The 13,773-nt window shown below is 73.0% G+C and carries 16 protein-coding genes and 1 pseudogene; 12 read left to right on the top strand and 5 right to left on the bottom strand.

Annotation, left to right across the window (positions count from 1 at the left end; translation table 11 throughout):
• Window positions 1–13: 13 nt before the first annotated feature.
• Window positions 14–1,470, bottom strand: a pseudogene (gene radA, locus FIV43_RS18265) (DNA repair protein RadA).
• 167 nt (window positions 1,471–1,637) lie between these two features.
• Here radA and FIV43_RS22845 point away from each other — a divergent pair.
• Together FIV43_RS22845 and FIV43_RS22850 are read left to right on the top strand one after the other, a co-directional pair.
• Entirely contained in the window at window positions 1,638–2,198 is a 561-nt protein-coding gene (locus FIV43_RS22845; RefSeq protein ID WP_231123512.1) for a LacI family DNA-binding transcriptional regulator, read from the top strand.
• Entirely contained in the window at window positions 2,120–2,698 is a 579-nt protein-coding gene (locus FIV43_RS22850) for a substrate-binding domain-containing protein (RefSeq protein ID WP_231123513.1), read from the top strand. The genes FIV43_RS22845 and FIV43_RS22850 overlap by 79 nt, the downstream gene beginning before the upstream one ends.
• 43 nt (window positions 2,699–2,741) lie before the next feature.
• Here the strand turns inward: FIV43_RS22850 and FIV43_RS18275 are convergent, their stop codons facing one another.
• The 3 genes from FIV43_RS18275 to FIV43_RS23590 all read right to left on the bottom strand — a co-directional run bounded on the left by FIV43_RS18275 (window position 2,742) and on the right by FIV43_RS23590 (window position 4,688).
• A complete protein-coding gene (locus tag FIV43_RS18275) occupies window positions 2,742–3,440 on the bottom strand; it encodes a class I SAM-dependent methyltransferase (protein WP_231123514.1) in 699 nt (232 codons plus the stop codon).
• Window positions 3,441–3,462: 22 nt separating this feature from the next.
• Window positions 3,463–4,101: a VOC family protein gene (locus FIV43_RS18280; protein WP_141015282.1), complete on the bottom strand. Its 639-nt coding sequence runs from the start codon at window positions 4,099–4,101 to the stop codon at window positions 3,463–3,465.
• Between the two features lie 83 nt (window positions 4,102–4,184).
• Window positions 4,185–4,688, bottom strand: coding sequence for a hypothetical protein (locus FIV43_RS23590; protein ID WP_331251033.1), 504 nt, complete (start codon window positions 4,686–4,688; stop codon window positions 4,185–4,187).
• 312 nt (window positions 4,689–5,000) lie between these two features.
• Between FIV43_RS23590 and FIV43_RS18290 the strand changes: the two genes are divergently transcribed.
• From FIV43_RS18290 to proC, 6 genes are all read left to right on the top strand, one after another.
• Window positions 5,001–5,939, top strand: a complete 939-nt coding sequence (locus FIV43_RS18290; RefSeq protein ID WP_141015283.1) for a Ppx/GppA phosphatase family protein — start codon at window positions 5,001–5,003, stop codon at window positions 5,937–5,939.
• Complete coding sequence (locus tag FIV43_RS18295) at window positions 5,936–6,775, top strand: sugar phosphate isomerase/epimerase family protein (protein ID WP_231123515.1); 840 nt, start codon at window positions 5,936–5,938, stop codon at window positions 6,773–6,775. The genes FIV43_RS18290 and FIV43_RS18295 overlap by 4 nt, the downstream gene beginning before the upstream one ends.
• Window positions 6,772–7,395: a TetR/AcrR family transcriptional regulator gene (locus tag FIV43_RS18300; RefSeq protein ID WP_181407580.1), complete on the top strand. Its 624-nt coding sequence runs from the start codon at window positions 6,772–6,774 to the stop codon at window positions 7,393–7,395. Before FIV43_RS18295 ends, FIV43_RS18300 begins: the two co-directional genes overlap by 4 nt.
• A gap of 60 nt (window positions 7,396–7,455) precedes the next feature.
• The gene (locus FIV43_RS18305) at window positions 7,456–8,175 is read left to right on the top strand and encodes an ABC transporter ATP-binding protein (RefSeq protein WP_141015285.1); all 720 of its coding nucleotides are present in this window, start codon (window positions 7,456–7,458) and stop codon (window positions 8,173–8,175) included.
• Complete coding sequence (locus FIV43_RS18310) at window positions 8,172–8,918, top strand: ABC transporter permease (protein ID WP_231123516.1); 747 nt, start codon at window positions 8,172–8,174, stop codon at window positions 8,916–8,918. The genes FIV43_RS18305 and FIV43_RS18310 overlap by 4 nt, the downstream gene beginning before the upstream one ends.
• A 78-nt stretch (window positions 8,919–8,996) precedes the next feature.
• Window positions 8,997–9,809: a pyrroline-5-carboxylate reductase gene (proC, locus tag FIV43_RS18315; protein ID WP_141015286.1), complete on the top strand. Its 813-nt coding sequence runs from the start codon at window positions 8,997–8,999 to the stop codon at window positions 9,807–9,809.
• Window positions 9,810–9,817: 8 nt separating this feature from the next.
• Here the strand turns inward: proC and FIV43_RS18320 are convergent, their stop codons facing one another.
• Window positions 9,818–10,555 (bottom strand): HAD family hydrolase, encoded by a 738-nt coding sequence (locus tag FIV43_RS18320; RefSeq protein WP_141015287.1) that lies wholly within the window; start codon window positions 10,553–10,555, stop codon window positions 9,818–9,820.
• A gap of 291 nt (window positions 10,556–10,846) precedes the next feature.
• On the opposite strand from FIV43_RS18320, the gene FIV43_RS18325 reads away from it, so the two are divergent.
• From FIV43_RS18325 to FIV43_RS18340, 4 genes are all read left to right on the top strand, one after another.
• Window positions 10,847–11,029 (top strand): helix-turn-helix domain-containing protein, encoded by a 183-nt coding sequence (locus FIV43_RS18325; protein ID WP_456237743.1) that lies wholly within the window; start codon window positions 10,847–10,849, stop codon window positions 11,027–11,029.
• Window positions 11,030–11,219: 190 nt separating this feature from the next.
• Window positions 11,220–11,321 (top strand): 30S ribosomal protein bS22, encoded by a 102-nt coding sequence (locus tag FIV43_RS18330; protein ID WP_008356322.1) that lies wholly within the window; start codon window positions 11,220–11,222, stop codon window positions 11,319–11,321.
• 25 nt (window positions 11,322–11,346) lie between these two features.
• A complete protein-coding gene (locus FIV43_RS18335) occupies window positions 11,347–12,423 on the top strand; it encodes an NAD-dependent epimerase/dehydratase family protein (protein WP_141015289.1) in 1,077 nt (358 codons plus the stop codon).
• A gap of 239 nt (window positions 12,424–12,662) precedes the next feature.
• Complete coding sequence (locus FIV43_RS18340) at window positions 12,663–13,691, top strand: lysophospholipid acyltransferase family protein (protein WP_141015290.1); 1,029 nt, start codon at window positions 12,663–12,665, stop codon at window positions 13,689–13,691.
• Window positions 13,692–13,773 lie beyond the last annotated feature (82 nt).

The raw sequence follows: 13,773 nt of genomic DNA on the forward strand, positions 1-13,773 counted from the left end.
GCGGATGAGACGCTCAGAACGGCGCCTCGTCACCGCCCTCGAGCAGCTCCAACGACTGCGTGCTCCGCCGCCGCAGGCCCAGCATCCGCAGGGCGGACAGCACGTCGGGCGCCTCGATGATCTTCATCCCGTCCACGGTGCGCTCCACCTGGGGCCGGGTCAGCGACGTCTTGTGCGGCTCGGCGGGCACCACCGCCATCGCGAAGCCGAGCCGTGCCGCCTCGGCCAGCCGCTGCGGCAGGTCACGCACCCGGCGGAGCTCGCCGGAGAGCCCGATCTCGCCGAGCGCGACCACACCGTAGGGCGGCGGGGTGAGCAGGTGGGCCGAGGCGACGGAGATCGCCACCGCGAGATCGCTGCCCGGGTCGGTGAGCCGCGCGCCGCCCACGGTGGAGGCGAACACGTCGTGCTTGTGCAGCGAGATCCCGCAGTACTGCTGGAGCACCGCCAGCACCATCGCCAACCGGGAGCCGTCGATGCCGGAGGTGGTCCGGCGCGGCCGCTCGAGCGGGGAGTGGGTGGCCAGCGCCTGCACCTCGGCGAGCAACGGACGCCGGCCCTCCATGGTCACCGCCACGCAGGCTCCGGCGACGCGGCCGTGGTGTCGCTCGGTGAAGATGCCCGTCGGATCGTCCACCGCCGTGATGCCCTGGGGACCGAGGTCGAAGCAGCCGACCTCGTCGACCGGTCCGAACCGGTTCTTGATCGCGCGCACCATCCGGAACCGGGAGTTGCGGTCGCCCTCGAAGTGGAGCACCACGTCGACGAGGTGCTCGAGCACCCGGGGCCCGGCGATCGAGCCGTCCTTGGTGACGTGCCCGACCAGCACCACCGTGATGTCGCGGGTCTTGGCCACCCGGACCAGGGCCTGGGCGACCTCTTTCACCTGGGTGACGCCACCCGGCACGCCGTCCACCCCGGGGGCGCCGATCGTCTGCACGGAGTCGACGACGAGCAGCTGTGGCCGCACCTGCTCGACGTGGGTGAGCACCGCGCCGAGGTCGGTCTCGGCCGCGAGGTAGAGCTCGTCGTGCACGGCATCGGTCCGGTCGGCGCGCAGCCGCACCTGGGAGGCGGACTCCTCCCCGGTCACGTAGAGCGTGCGCTGCCCGCGTGCCGCGGTCCGGGCGGCGACCTCGAGCAGCAGCGTCGACTTGCCGACACCCGGCTCGCCGGCCAGCAGCACCGCGGCGCCGGGCACCAGCCCGCCACCGAGCACCCGGTCCAGCTCGGGCACGCCCGAGCCGGTGTGCAGGGCCTGCTCGGCGGAGACCTTCCCGATCGGCACCGCGGGCGCGGTCACGGCGGTGGCCGTCGTACGGGAGGCGGTGGCGGTGGCCGCGGGGCGGTCTCGGCGACCGAGCCCCACGCCTGGCACTCGGCGCAGCGGCCGACCCACTTCGCCGTGGTCCACCCGCACTCGCTGCAGCGGTAGGACGACCGTGGAGGGCGGACGCGGGAGGATGCCATGGCAGCGACCGTAGGCCAGCGGTCCGACACAGCCGCACACCGCCCGGCGAGAGCGCGCGCCGCCCGTCGGCGGCCGGGGTGCAAGAATCACCGCCTACCGGTCGGTGGCCGGGACATGTCGACCTGCCGTGTCGCAGGTGCTCGGTGTCGAGAGAGGGAGGTGCGTGATGGCGACTGCTCCGCAGGCGCCCACCCTGGCCGACGTCGCCCGCCGCGCGGGCGTCTCCCGGCAGACGGTCTCCAACGCGGTCAACAACCCGTCGCTGCTGCGGGAGGACACCCTCTCCAGGGTCCAGGCCGCGATCGACGAGCTCGGCTACGTGCCGAACCGCGCGGCCCGCAACCTGCGCACCGGCACCACGCGCCTGGTCGGGCTGCGCTACACCGCGACCCCGGAGGGCACCGCGAACACCGCGATGGACCGGTTCGTGAGGGCGCTGGTCGCCGCGGCCCGCGATGCCGGCTACCACCTGATGCTGGTCGCCGACGGCGACGACGGCAGCGCGACCCCCGACCCGATCAAGGGGTACGACGACCTCCTCCGCTCCACCGCCGTGGACGCGTTCGTGGTGACCGAGACCTTCCTGGACCGGCCGCAGACCGCCTGGCTCACCCAGCGACGCGCCCCGTTCGTCGCCTTCGGCCGCCCGTGGGGGAGCCCGAGGCCCGGCACTCCTGGGTCGACGTCGACGGCGCGGCCGGGGTGCGAGCGGCCACCGAGCACCTGATCGCCCGCGGCCACCAGCGCATCTGGTGGCTCGGCTGGTCGCCGAGCAACCGGGTCGACGCCGACCGGCGCTCCGGCTGGGAGCAGGCGATGCGGGCGGCCGGCCTGCCCACCGACGGTCTGGTCGCCTCCTCGATGGACACCGTGGAGGCCGCCACCGAGGCCGCCGGTGCCTTCCTGGACGCCGCCGGTGACCGGCCGGACGCGGTGGTCTGCGCCACCGACACCCTCGGCATCGGCGTGCTGCACGCCCTGGTGGCGCGCGGGCTGCGGGCCGGCACCGACGTCGGGGTGGTCGGCTTCGACGACTCCACCGCCGCCCAGATCGTGCCGCCCGGGCTGACCTCGGTGCGGGCACCGCTGGAGGAGGTGGCCACCGAGGTGATCACCGCGCTGCAGCGGCTCCTCGGCCCCGACGACGCGGAGCCGACCGGGGTGCTGCTCACCCCGCGTCTGGTGGTGCGTGGATCGACCGACCCTTCGGACGGTCCGTTCCTCTGAGGCCCGGCGGTGCCCGGCGGGGGTCGGTCTGGTCGGTCCGCTCTCAGAACTGCTTCGACCAGAGGTTGACCGCGTAGTCGACCTCCACGCCACGGTGCTCGGCGAGCACCCGCTCGGCCACCTGCGGGGTGAACTCGATCCGCACCACCGCCTCGAGGTCGGCGCGGGAGGCGAACCGCCAACCCATGTCGACCCGGTCCAGCTCCCAGCCGCGTGCGGTGAAGAAGCGCTCGACGACCGCCGGCTCGGGGAGGTCGGGGTAGCCGCTGCGGAACCAGCCGCCGAAGGTCGAGCGGGACGCGTCGTTGTCGATGATCAGCGCGGTGCCGCCGCGTCGTACCACCCGGTCGAGCTCGGCCAGGCCCGGCTCGCAGCCGGGACCGAAGAAGTAGGCCCACCGGGCGTGGCTGACGTCGACGGAGGCGTCCGGGAGCGGGATCTGCTGGGCGGTGCCGAGCAGGGGCCGCACCCCCGCGAGCCTCCGGGTACGGCGCTGCGCCAGCCGCAACAGCCCGGGGTGGGGCTCCACGCCGACCACCTCGGCGGCGTCCTCGGCGAACCGGGGCAGGTGGTAGCCCGAGCCGCAGCCCAGGTCGAGCACGGTGCGTCCGGCCCAGGCGCGGGGGCCGCACCGCTCGCGCATCAGCGACCAGAGACGGCCGTTCGGGTCGGCGGCGGCGTTCTCGATCTCGTAGGTGGCGGTGTGCTGCCAGATGTTGGGGCTGGGGATCGCCCCGCGCAACGGCCGGCCGGTCAGCGCGGACTCAGATCCGGACCAGACCGTCGGGGGTCTGCAGCTGGGCGGCCAGGATGCCGGGCGTGCCGTGCGGTGCGACCCACTCGACCTTGACGTCCTCCAGGGGAGCCTCGACGGACTCGCCCAGCCACTCGCTGACCCGCAGCGGGTCCCCGGCGATCTCGATGCCGGCGAGGGAGTAGGCGGCGTCGGCGCCCGAGGAGGGGTGCAGGTCGTCGGCGGACTCCCACTGCACGAAGAACGGCAGCTGCGGGTCGGCGATCAGGCCGTTGACGCCGATCTGCTTCCAGGACAGCTCGGTGCCGTCGGGACGGTGCCGGTGACCGGCGACCGCGGAGCGGCCGAGCCGGGCCTCCAGGGGCGCGATGTCGGGAACGGCCACGACCCAGCCGAGCCAGCCGCCGCCGAGCGCGGACCGGGCCTTGACCGCTTGGCCGAACGGGGCCTTGTCCGAGGCCGGGTGGTCCAGCGCCTCGACGACCTCGATGTAGGTCGCGTCGGCGAGCGGGAGGATCATGTTCCGGGTGCCGAACCGGGGGTGGATACCGCCGTCGACGAACTCCCTCCCCACTGCTGCGCCGAGGCGCTCGGCCGAGGCGATGAGTCCATCCGGGCCTGCCGCGTAGGAGAGATGATCGAGGCGCATGCCCTCATTCTCAGCATGCGCTCAGGAGCCCGTTCAGCCGGGGTCGGAGTCTCTTGATGTCGAGAGGTGAGCCGGAGCCCGCCTCACCGCGGTGAGGCGGGGTGCAGCGCCAGGGCCGACCGGGAGCGCAGGTGCGCCTCGCAGCGCAGCGCGAGCTCGTCGTAGGCGGACTGACCGATCAGTGCGATCAGCTCGGGACGGTTGGTGATGTAGACCGGCTCCATCCCCACGTGGGCCTCGGTGTTGCCCGAGCAGTACCAGTCCAGGTCGTGGCCGCCGGGTCCCCAGCCGCGTCGGTCGTACTCGCCGATGCCGACCTCCGTGTACGACGTGCCGTCCGGCCGCTCCACGGTGCGGAAGGTGCGCCGGATGGGGAGCTGCCAGCAGACGTCGGGCTTGGTCTCCAGCGGCTCGCGTCCCTGCTCGAGGGCCAGCCCGTGCAGTGCGCAGCCGGCACCGCCGCCGCCGCTCTCGGGTGCGAAGTCGGCGCGGTTGTGGAAGATGCAGCCGCGCTGGCCGTCGACCTCGATCGCCAGGGTCTTGCGCTCGCCGTCCTCGTCGGTCTCGATCCAGTCCCGCTTGCGCACCTTGCGGCCGGGGTGGAACTGCCACTGCTCGGGGTGAGCTCGGCGACGAAGCCGGCCACGCGCCGCTCGTCCTCGGCGTCGGCGAAGTGGGCGCCGAGGGTGCAGCAGCCGGTGTCCGGGGAGTCGGCGTAGATGCCCTGGCAGCCGGAGCCGAAGATGCAGGTGTAGGCGGAGGTGAGCCAGGTGAGGTCGCAGCGCAGCACCTCGGTCTCGTCGTCGGGATTGACGAACTCGACGTAGGCGCGGGGGAAATCCAGGTCGACCTCGGGCACACCGCCAATCTACGCACCCGCCGGCGAGTACCGTGGTCGCATGCGTCTGGGTGTCCTCGACATCGGCTCCAACACCGGCCATCTGCTGGTGGTCGACGCGCACCAAGGTGCCGCGCCGCTGCCGGCGTTCTCCCACAAGCAACCGCTGCGCCTCGCCGAGCACCTCGACGAGAACGGCGAGGTGAACCCCGGCGGCATCGACGCGCTGGCCGCCTTCACCGCCGACGCGCTGGCCGTGGCCGAGGAGAAGGGGTGCGAGGAGCTGCTGCCGTTCGCCACCTCGGCGGTGCGCGACTCGGCCAACTCCGACGAGGTCCTGGCGGTGGTGCGCGAGCGCACCGGCGTCGACATCGAGGTCCTGCCCGGCGAGGACGAGGCCCGGCTGACCTTCCTCGCCGTACGCCGCTGGTTCGGCTGGTCGGCCGGACGGCTCATCGTCTTCGACATCGGCGGCGGGTCGCTCGAGATCGCGGCCGGTCCCGACGAGCTCCCCGACATCGCCCAGTCGCTGCCGCTGGGCGCCGCCCGGTTGGCGGCGTCGCTGGCGGCGGAGGTGACCGACCCGGACGCCCTGCGCCGGGTGCGCAAGGAGATCCGCGCCTCGATCGCCCGCGACGCCGGCCAGGTGCTGCGCGCGGGCGCCACCCACCGCGCCGCCGCCACATCCAAGACGTTCCGCTCGTTGGCCCGGATCTGCGGCGCTGCGCCGTCGGCCGACGGGCCGCTGGCCCCGCGGGCGTTGCCGCTGACCGACCTGCGGGAGTGGATCCCCAAGCTGGCCACGATGACCCTCGCCGAGCTCTCCGACCTGCCGGGCGTCTCGCCCAACCGGGCGCACCAGATCGTGCCGGGCGCGCTGGTGGCGGAGGCCTGCATGGACATCTTCGACGAGGACCGCCTGGAGATCTGTCCGTGGGCCCTGCGCGAGGGCGTCATCCTGGAGCGCATCGACAAGCTGGGGCCGGCCGAGCCGTCGTGACCACAGGTCCTCGCCCGCTGCGCGACCGCCCACGGATCGGGTTGTCGAGCGTCTCGGTCTACCCCGAGTCCACCGCGCACGCCTTCGCCTACGCCGCCGACCTCGGGTACGAGTCGGTCGAGGTGATGGTCGGCGTCGACGGGATCTCGCAGCAGGTGAGCGCGGTCAGCAGCCTCGCCGAGCACCACCGGATGCCGGTCAGCGCCGTGCACGCGCCCTGCCTGCTGTTCACCCAGCGGGTCTGGGGGACCGACCCGTGGGGAAAGCTCGAGCGCTCGGCGGCGATGGCGCAGGCGGTCGGCGCGGAGGTGGTGGTCGTGCACCCTCCGTTCCGCTGGCAGCGCGACTACGCGCGCGAGTTCGTGGACGGGATCGCCGCCCTGGAGAACTCCAGCGGCATCGCCTTCGCGGTGGAGAACATGTATCCGTGGCGGGCGACCTCGCGCCGCGGGCTGGAGATGTACCAGCCCGGGTGGGACCCCTCGGCCGAGCCCTACGCCAACACCACGGTCGACCTCTCCCACGCCGCGATCGCCCGGTCGGACCCGACCGCGATGGCGCAGCGGCTGGGCGACCGGCTGCGCCACGTGCACCTGACCGACGGCACCGACTCGGCCAAGGACGAGCACCTGGTGCCGGGCCGCGGCGACGTCGGTGCTGCCGGCTTCCTGCGGCACCTGGCCGCGGCGGGCTTCGAGGGCGAGGTGGTGCTGGAGATCAACACGCGCCGATGCGCGGACCGGGCCGAGCGGACCGCCGACCTGCGCGAGTCGCTGGAGTTCGCCCGGACCCACCTCCAGCCGGCCGGCGACCTCTCCGCCGAGCAGTCGCGATGAGCCGGACGCGGACCCGGGGACGCCGTCCCGGAAGCCCCGACACCCGTGCCCTGATCCTCGACGCCGCCCGCGAGCGCTTCGCCGCCGGCGGCTTCGCCGGTACGACGGTCCGCGCCGTGGCGGCCCACGCCGGTGTCGACCCGGCGCTGGTGCACCACTACTTCGGCTCCAAGGACGAGCTCTTCGTGGCCTCGCTGGCGCTCCCGATCGATCCGCGCGCGGTCCTTGCCGAGCGCCTCGCGGCACTCCCCGCAGAGGCCGGGTCGGAGAGTCCCGGCGCACGCCTGCTGCAGGCGATCCTCTCGGTGTGGGACGACCCCGCGCTGCAGGCCGGCCTGGTGGCGGCCGTCCGCCGCTTCCTGGAGCCGGGGGGAGAGACGCTGGTCCGGGCCGGCTTCGTGCCGGTCGTGCTGGTGCCGCTGGGGGAGCTGCTCGGGGTGCAGGAGCCGGCGGTGCGGATGCCGCTGGTGGCCACCCAGGTGTTCGGGCTGCTGATCGGCCGCTACCTGGTGGCGTTGGAGCCGGTCGCCTCGATGCCGGCCGAGGAGGTGGTCGCGACCTTCGCACCGGTCCTGGACCGCTGCCTGCTCGGTGAGCTCCCGTCCCGATCTGCCACCTGACCGGGACCCGGCAGGCCGGGGCCCTTGCCGGACGCCCGGGCGAGGAGCATTATTCATTGCATGATGAATTCTTCGGCGGTGGTCGACCTCCGGGGCCTCCGGGTGGTCCGCGGCGGCCGGGTCGTGCTGGACGGACTCGACCTGGAGATCCGGGCCGGTGTCACCGGCCTGCTCGGCCCCTCGGGCTGCGGCAAGTCGACGATGCTGCGGGCCGTGGTCGGTGTGCAGCGGGTGGCCGGCGGCAGCGTCTCGGTGCTCGGTCACGAGGCCGGCAGCCCCCCGCTGCGCACCCGGGTCGGCTACATGACGCAGGCGAGCAGCGTCTACGACGACCTCAGCGTGCTGGAGAACCTCCGGTTCTTCGCCCGGGTGCTCGGCTGCGACGCCGACGTCGTGGCGCCGGCGATCGAGGCCGTCGACCTCGGCGAGCAGCGCGACCAGGTCGTCGCCCGACTCAGTGGAGGTCAGCGCTCGCGCGTCGGGCTCGCCGTGGCGCTGCTCGGATCGCCGGACCTGCTGGTCCTCGACGAGCCCACGGTCGGCCTCGACCCGGTGCTCCGGCGCGACCTCTGGCAGCTCTTCCACCGCCTGGCCGACGGCGGCACCGCGGTGATCGTCTCCAGCCACGTGATGGACGAGGCCGAGCAGTGCGACCGGCTGATGCTGATGCGCGACGGCGAGATCCTCGCCCACGACACCCCGGCCGCGATCAAGGCCGACGCCGGGGTGGACGACATCGAGAGCGCCTTCCTGGCGCTGGTCGGACGGGACGCGGCGTGAGCGCCCCGCTGAGTCCGCGGGTCACCGGGGCGATCGCCGCCCGGGTGCTCACCCAGCTGCGGCGCGACCACCGGACCCTGGCGATGCTGTTGCTGCTGCCGTGCCTGCTGCAGGCGCTGCTGTGGTGGGTCTTCTCCGACCAGGGCGCGATCTTCGACCAGATCGGACCGGCCCTGCTGGCGATCTTCCCGTTCTTCGTGATGTTCCTGGTGACCAGCGTGACGACGCTGCGCGAGCGCTCCAGCGGCACCCTGGAGCGACTCTTCACGATGCCGATGCAGCGGCTGGACTTCCTGCTCGGCTACGCGATCGCCTTCGGGCTCGTCGCCGCCGTCCAGGCCGCCCTCGCGGTCGGGGTCTCGGTCGGCCTGCTCGACCTGGAGGTCGAGGGGCCGATCTGGCTGCTCGGGGTGATCGCGGTCGCCGACGCCGTGCTCGGCACCGCCCTCGGGCTCTTCGTCTCCGCCTTCGCCCGCACCGAGTTCCAGGCGGTGCAGTTCCTTCCGGCCGTGGTGGTGCCGCAGATCCTGCTGTGCGGCCTGCTGGTGCCGCGGGACCAGCTGCCGGGGGTGCTCGAGGTGATCTCCGACGTGCTCCCTCTCTCCTACGCGGTGGACGCGATGACCGAGCTGACCACCACGACCGCGACCGGCGGGGCGTGGCAGGACCTCGGCATCGTGGCGGCCTTCGCGGTGGCCTGCCTGGGGCTCGGTGCGGCGACGCTGCAGCGACGTACCGAGTGATCCGGGGTCGGGGCGCCCGATCCCTGCGGACCTGACATCCTTCGTGGCGTCCCCAGAACCCCACGAATCGAGCGAAGCATGAGCGAGAACGCGTCCCGCACCGCCCTGATCGGAGCCGGCGTGATGGGTGAGGCCATCCTGTCCGGGCTGGTCCGCTCCGGCCGCCCGGCAGCGGACCTCCTGGTCGGTGAGAAGCGTGCCGAGCGAGCCGCCGAGCTGGAGGAGCGGTACGGCGTCGAGGTGGTCTCCAACCGCGACGCCGCCGAGTGGGCCGACACGGTGGCGCTGGTGATCAAGCCGCAGGACATGGTCGCCGTGCTCGACGAGATCGCGCCCGCGCTCCGGCCGGGCCAGCTGCTGGTCTCGCTGGCCGCCGGGATCACCACCGAGCTGATCGAGTCGCACGTGCCGGCCGGGGTCGCGGTGGTCCGGGTGATGCCGAACACGCCCGCGCTGCTGGGCCAGGGAATGGCGGCGATCTCTCCCGGAAGTGACTGCGACGAGGCGCAGCTGGCCGAGGTGGAGGCGATGATGAGCGCCGTCGGCGAGGTGGTCCGGGTGCCGGAGAAGCAGCAGGACGCGGTGACCGCGATCAGCGGCTCGGGACCGGCCTACGTCTTCCTCGTCGCCGAGGCGATGATCGAGGCAGGCGTCCAGCTCGGCCTCCCGCGACCCACCGCCCGCGAGCTCGCGGTGCAGACCCTCCTCGGCTCGACGTCGATGCTGAAGGAGAGCGGCGAGCACCCCACCGTGCTGCGCGAGCAGGTGACCTCGCCCGGCGGGACCACCGCGGCCGCGCTGCGTGAGCTCGAGGTGCAAGGCCTGCGCGCCGCGTTCCACGCGGCCCTGGAGGCGGCGCGGGACCGCTCCCGCGAGCTGGCCGGCGGCTGAGTCCGGCCTCAGCCCGTCTCGGCGTGCCGCGTGCGTGCCCGGGACCAGTCGATGTCGGCGAGCCGGCGTACCCGGGCCGGGGTGCCGTGCCGGGCCGGGTCGTGGCGGCCGGCGCGGTCCAGCCAGATCGGGCGCAGCCCGGCGCGCTCAGCGCCGTGGACGTCGTGGACCAAGGAGTCTCCGACCATCGCGCAGCGGGACGGCTCGACGTCGAGGCCCGCGCACGCGGCGTGGTAGGAGCGGCTGTCGGGCTTCGCGGCCGGCAGCTCGGAGGAGGCGAAGACCGGGACGCCCAGCGCCGCCAGCCCGGTACGACGCAGCTTGCTCTCCTGGATCTCCCGCACGCCGTTGGTGAGGATGCCGACGGCCAGGCCGGCGGACCGGGCGGCACGCACGGCGTCGGCCGCGTCGGAGAAGGCGCGCCAGGCCGACCGGTAACAGGCGAGGAACCCGGCGAAGGTGTCGTCGGCCAGTGCGTCGTCGGCCAGGTCCCAGCCCGGGAGGAACGCGCGGATCCGGGCTCGGCGCTGCTCGGTGTGGGTGATCTCGCCGCGTTGCGAGCGCTCGTAGTGGCGCGCCTCGAGCGCGAACCAACGGTCGACGTGCTCCTCCAGGCCGATCGGGTCCTCGGCCAGGCCGAGTCCCGCCAGCCAGGTCCGCAGGCCGCGTTCGGCCGCTCCGCGGTGATCCACCAGGGTGTCGTCCAGGTCGAAGAGGACCGCGTCGACCGCACCGGGGAGCACCATGCCGGCGAGTCTGTCAGGGCCCGCCGACGCATTCCGGCCCGGGTGGATCGGCCTCCGCCCGGCCCGCGGAGGCGGCGCCGAGCCGTCCCGATCATGCTGGGGCTTTGGTCCCGGTCAAGCCGACACGCCGAATTGTCGAAAGTTCCAGTGGTCTACCCCTTCCCCACTGGTCACAGCAGGCCCTATTCTCACGCACAGGCGTCCGGACGATCACCGCTGGGGAAGGCGGTGGCGGACGCACAGAAAGCGTGGTTGACCATGGCTCCTTCGTCGCGTGAGCGCCCTGAGTCCTTGCCGGACCCCAAGTTCCTGACCATCGCCGAGGTGGCCACGATGATGCGGGTCTCCAAGATGACGGTGTATCGACTGGTGCACGGCGGCGACCTGCCGGCCGTGCGTGTGGGGCGTTCGTTCCGCGTGACCGAGGACGACGTGAACGACTACCTGCGCAAGAGCTTCTACGACGTCGGCTGAGCCGGACCGGCGGATGCCGGCCGAGCCTCGGCGCAGCCGCGGTCCCCGGGGCCGGGGGAGGCCGGGCATCCCATCCGGCGCACTGATTCTCCGCCCTCCCACGCCTGCCAGTAGGCTGGGCCAATCCGCCGACCACCGTCGGTGGACTCGTTCGTGAGACCCGGGCCCGTGTCCGGGGTGGAGGTTCCCAGTGGGTTCTGTCATCAAGAAGCGCCGGAAGCGGATGGCGAAGAAGAAGCACCGCAAGCTGCTGAAGAAGACGCGCGTGCAGCGCCGCAAGCTCGGCAAGTAAGACCGCTCCTTCTCGGTCAGGTGTGATGGGCGACGGTCGTACGGTCCTGATCACCGGGGTCTCCCGGGACCTCGGACGTACGTTCGCGCGCCGACTCGCCTCCGCGCCCGGTGTCGACCGTGTCTTCGGGGTGGATGTCATCCCCCCTCGCGGCGACATCGGTGACGTGACCTTCGTCCGGGCCGACATCCGCAACCCGGTGATCGCCAAGGTGATCGCCAAGGAGGACGTCGACACCGTCGTCCACATGAGCGTCATCGCGACGCCGGGCAGCGCGGGTGCCCGCGGCACGATGAAGGAGCTGAACGTCATCGGGACGATGCAGCTCCTCGCCGCCTGCCAGAAGGCGGAGTCGGTGCGCCAGCTGGTGGTGAAGTCGTCGACCACCGCCTACGGCGCGAGCAGTCGCGACCCGGCGATGTTCACCGAGGACATGCAGCCGCGTCGCGCACCGCGCACCGGCTACGCCAAGGACGTGGCCGAGGTGGAGGGCTACGTGCGTGGCTTCGCACGCCGCCGGCCCGACGTGGCGGTCACGTTGCTGCGCTGCGCCAACGTGATCGGTCCCGAGGTGGTCAGCCCGCTGACGTCCTACCTGCGACTGCCGGTCATCCCGACCGTCCTCGGCTTCGACCCGCGCCTGCAGGTGCTGCACGAGGACGACCTGCACCGGGTGCTCCAGCACGCGGTCACCGAGGGAGTTCCCGGCACCTTCAACGTCGCTGGCGACGGTCTGCTGGTGCTGTCCCAGGCCCTGCGTCGGCTGCAGCGCCCGAGCGTGCCGCTGCCCTCCTTCGCGGTGGGCACGATGGGCTCGGCGCTGCGTCCCACCCGGAAGGTGGACCTCTCGCCCGAGCTGCTCGCCTTCCTCACCTTCGGGCGCGGCGTGGACACCTCGGCGATGCGCGACGTCCTCGGCTTCGAGCCGACCTACTCCACCGAGCAGGCGTTCGCCGAGTTCGGGGCGACCCTCGCCCCGGCCGGCGGCCGCGCCGACAGGGTGCTCGGCGCCCTCGCCTCCCGTCTCCCCGACGCGGAGGAGGACTCCGCGCGCCCGGCCGTCGGAGCCCCTTCCTTCTCGATCGCCGGCAGCGAGGCATGAGCGATGGGTGACGCGGAGATCATCCCGATCGGCACCGGTGGCCGCCCGGGTCGCGGCACCGGCCAGCGGCCCTCCAGCGCCGCGCGCGGCCTGGCTCCGTCCGCGAAGCGCCGGCCGGCCAGGTCCCCGGGGTCGGCGACGCCGCCCACGGATACCGCCGACGAGACGGTCGACGAGACCACCGACGACGCCGTCGGCGCGGTCGACCAGGCGCCGGACCAGAGCGCCGGGTCCCGGGGGTGGCCGAGGAGAACGGTCGCCGGGAGTCGGGTGCCGAGAGCCCGGACGCGGAGAGCCCGGACGCGGAGAGCCCGGACGCCGAGACGCCCGCGGCCTCCGACGTACCGCCGCGCGTCACCGTGCACGAGCCGCACGGCATCCCTGCCGGTGACTGGCTGGCCGCGTTCCAGCACGCCAGCCGTGAGCTCTTCGGCGACCAGTGGGAGCCGCAGCTGGCCCGGTTCCTGGCGTTCCTGCGCCGCCGGGTGACCGGTGACTACACCGTCGACGAGTACGGCTTCGACGCCGAGATCACCGAGAAGTTCTTCATGGCCGCGCTGCGACCGATCGCCCAGAAGTGGTTCCGGATCGAGGTCCGTGGCGCCGACAACATCCCGTCCGAGGGGGGTGCCCTGGTGGTGTCGAACCACTCCGGGACGGTCCCGGTCGACGGCCTGATGACGATGGTCTCCATCCACGACGCGACCGGCCGCTACCTGCGGCCGCTCGGCGCGGACCTGGTCTTCCGGCTGCCCCTGGTCGGATCGGTCGCGCGCAAGGGCGGCGCCACCCTGGCGTGTGGCGAGGACGCCGAGCGGATGCTGCGGGGCGGCGAGCTGGTCGGTGTCTGGCCCGAGGGCTTCAAGGGCATCGGCAAGCCCTACTCCGACCGCTACAAGCTGCAGCGCTTCGGTCGCGGGGGCTTCGTCTCCGCGGCGATGCGCACCGGCGTCCCGATCATCCCGCTGTCGCTGGTCGGCGCCGAGGAGATCTATCCGCTGGTCGGCAACATCCCCTCGCTGGCCCGGTTGCTCGGCGTGCCCTACATCCCGATCACGCCGTTCTTCCCGCTGCTCGGGCCGCTCGGGCTGATCCCGCTGCCCTCCAAGTGGCTGTTGGAGTTCGGCGAGCCGATCCGCACCGACGAGTACGAGGACGGCGCGGCCGACGACCCGATGCTGGTCTTCAACGTGACCGACCAGGTGCGCGAGACGATCCAGCACACGCTCTACAGCCTTTTGATGCAGCGCACCTCGGTCTTCGGCTGACCGTGTCGTCTGGTTGAGCCTGCCGTCTGGCTGACCGTGTTGTCTGGCCGAGGGCTTCGCGGCCGATCAGGGTCCGGGCCGG

It is taken from the genome of Nocardioides sambongensis, assembly GCF_006494815.1.
GTDB lineage: Bacteria > Actinomycetota > Actinomycetes > Propionibacteriales > Nocardioidaceae > Nocardioides > Nocardioides sambongensis.

Coding starts and splice junctions, on each gene's coding strand:
- FIV43_RS22845 (WP_231123512.1), top strand. CDS start 1,638: ATGGCGACTGCTCCGCAGGCGCCCACCCTGGCCGACGTCGCCCGCCGC.
- FIV43_RS18280 (WP_141015282.1), bottom strand. CDS start 4,101: ATGCGCCTCGATCATCTCTCCTACGCGGCAGGCCCGGATGGACTCATC.
- FIV43_RS18290 (WP_141015283.1), top strand. CDS start 5,001: ATGCGTCTGGGTGTCCTCGACATCGGCTCCAACACCGGCCATCTGCTG.
- FIV43_RS18300 (WP_181407580.1), top strand. CDS start 6,772: ATGAGCCGGACGCGGACCCGGGGACGCCGTCCCGGAAGCCCCGACACC.
- FIV43_RS18305 (WP_141015285.1), top strand. CDS start 7,456: ATGATGAATTCTTCGGCGGTGGTCGACCTCCGGGGCCTCCGGGTGGTC.
- proC (WP_141015286.1), top strand. CDS start 8,997: ATGAGCGAGAACGCGTCCCGCACCGCCCTGATCGGAGCCGGCGTGATG.
- FIV43_RS18320 (WP_141015287.1), bottom strand. CDS start 10,555: ATGGTGCTCCCCGGTGCGGTCGACGCGGTCCTCTTCGACCTGGACGAC.
- FIV43_RS18335 (WP_141015289.1), top strand. CDS start 11,347: ATGGGCGACGGTCGTACGGTCCTGATCACCGGGGTCTCCCGGGACCTC.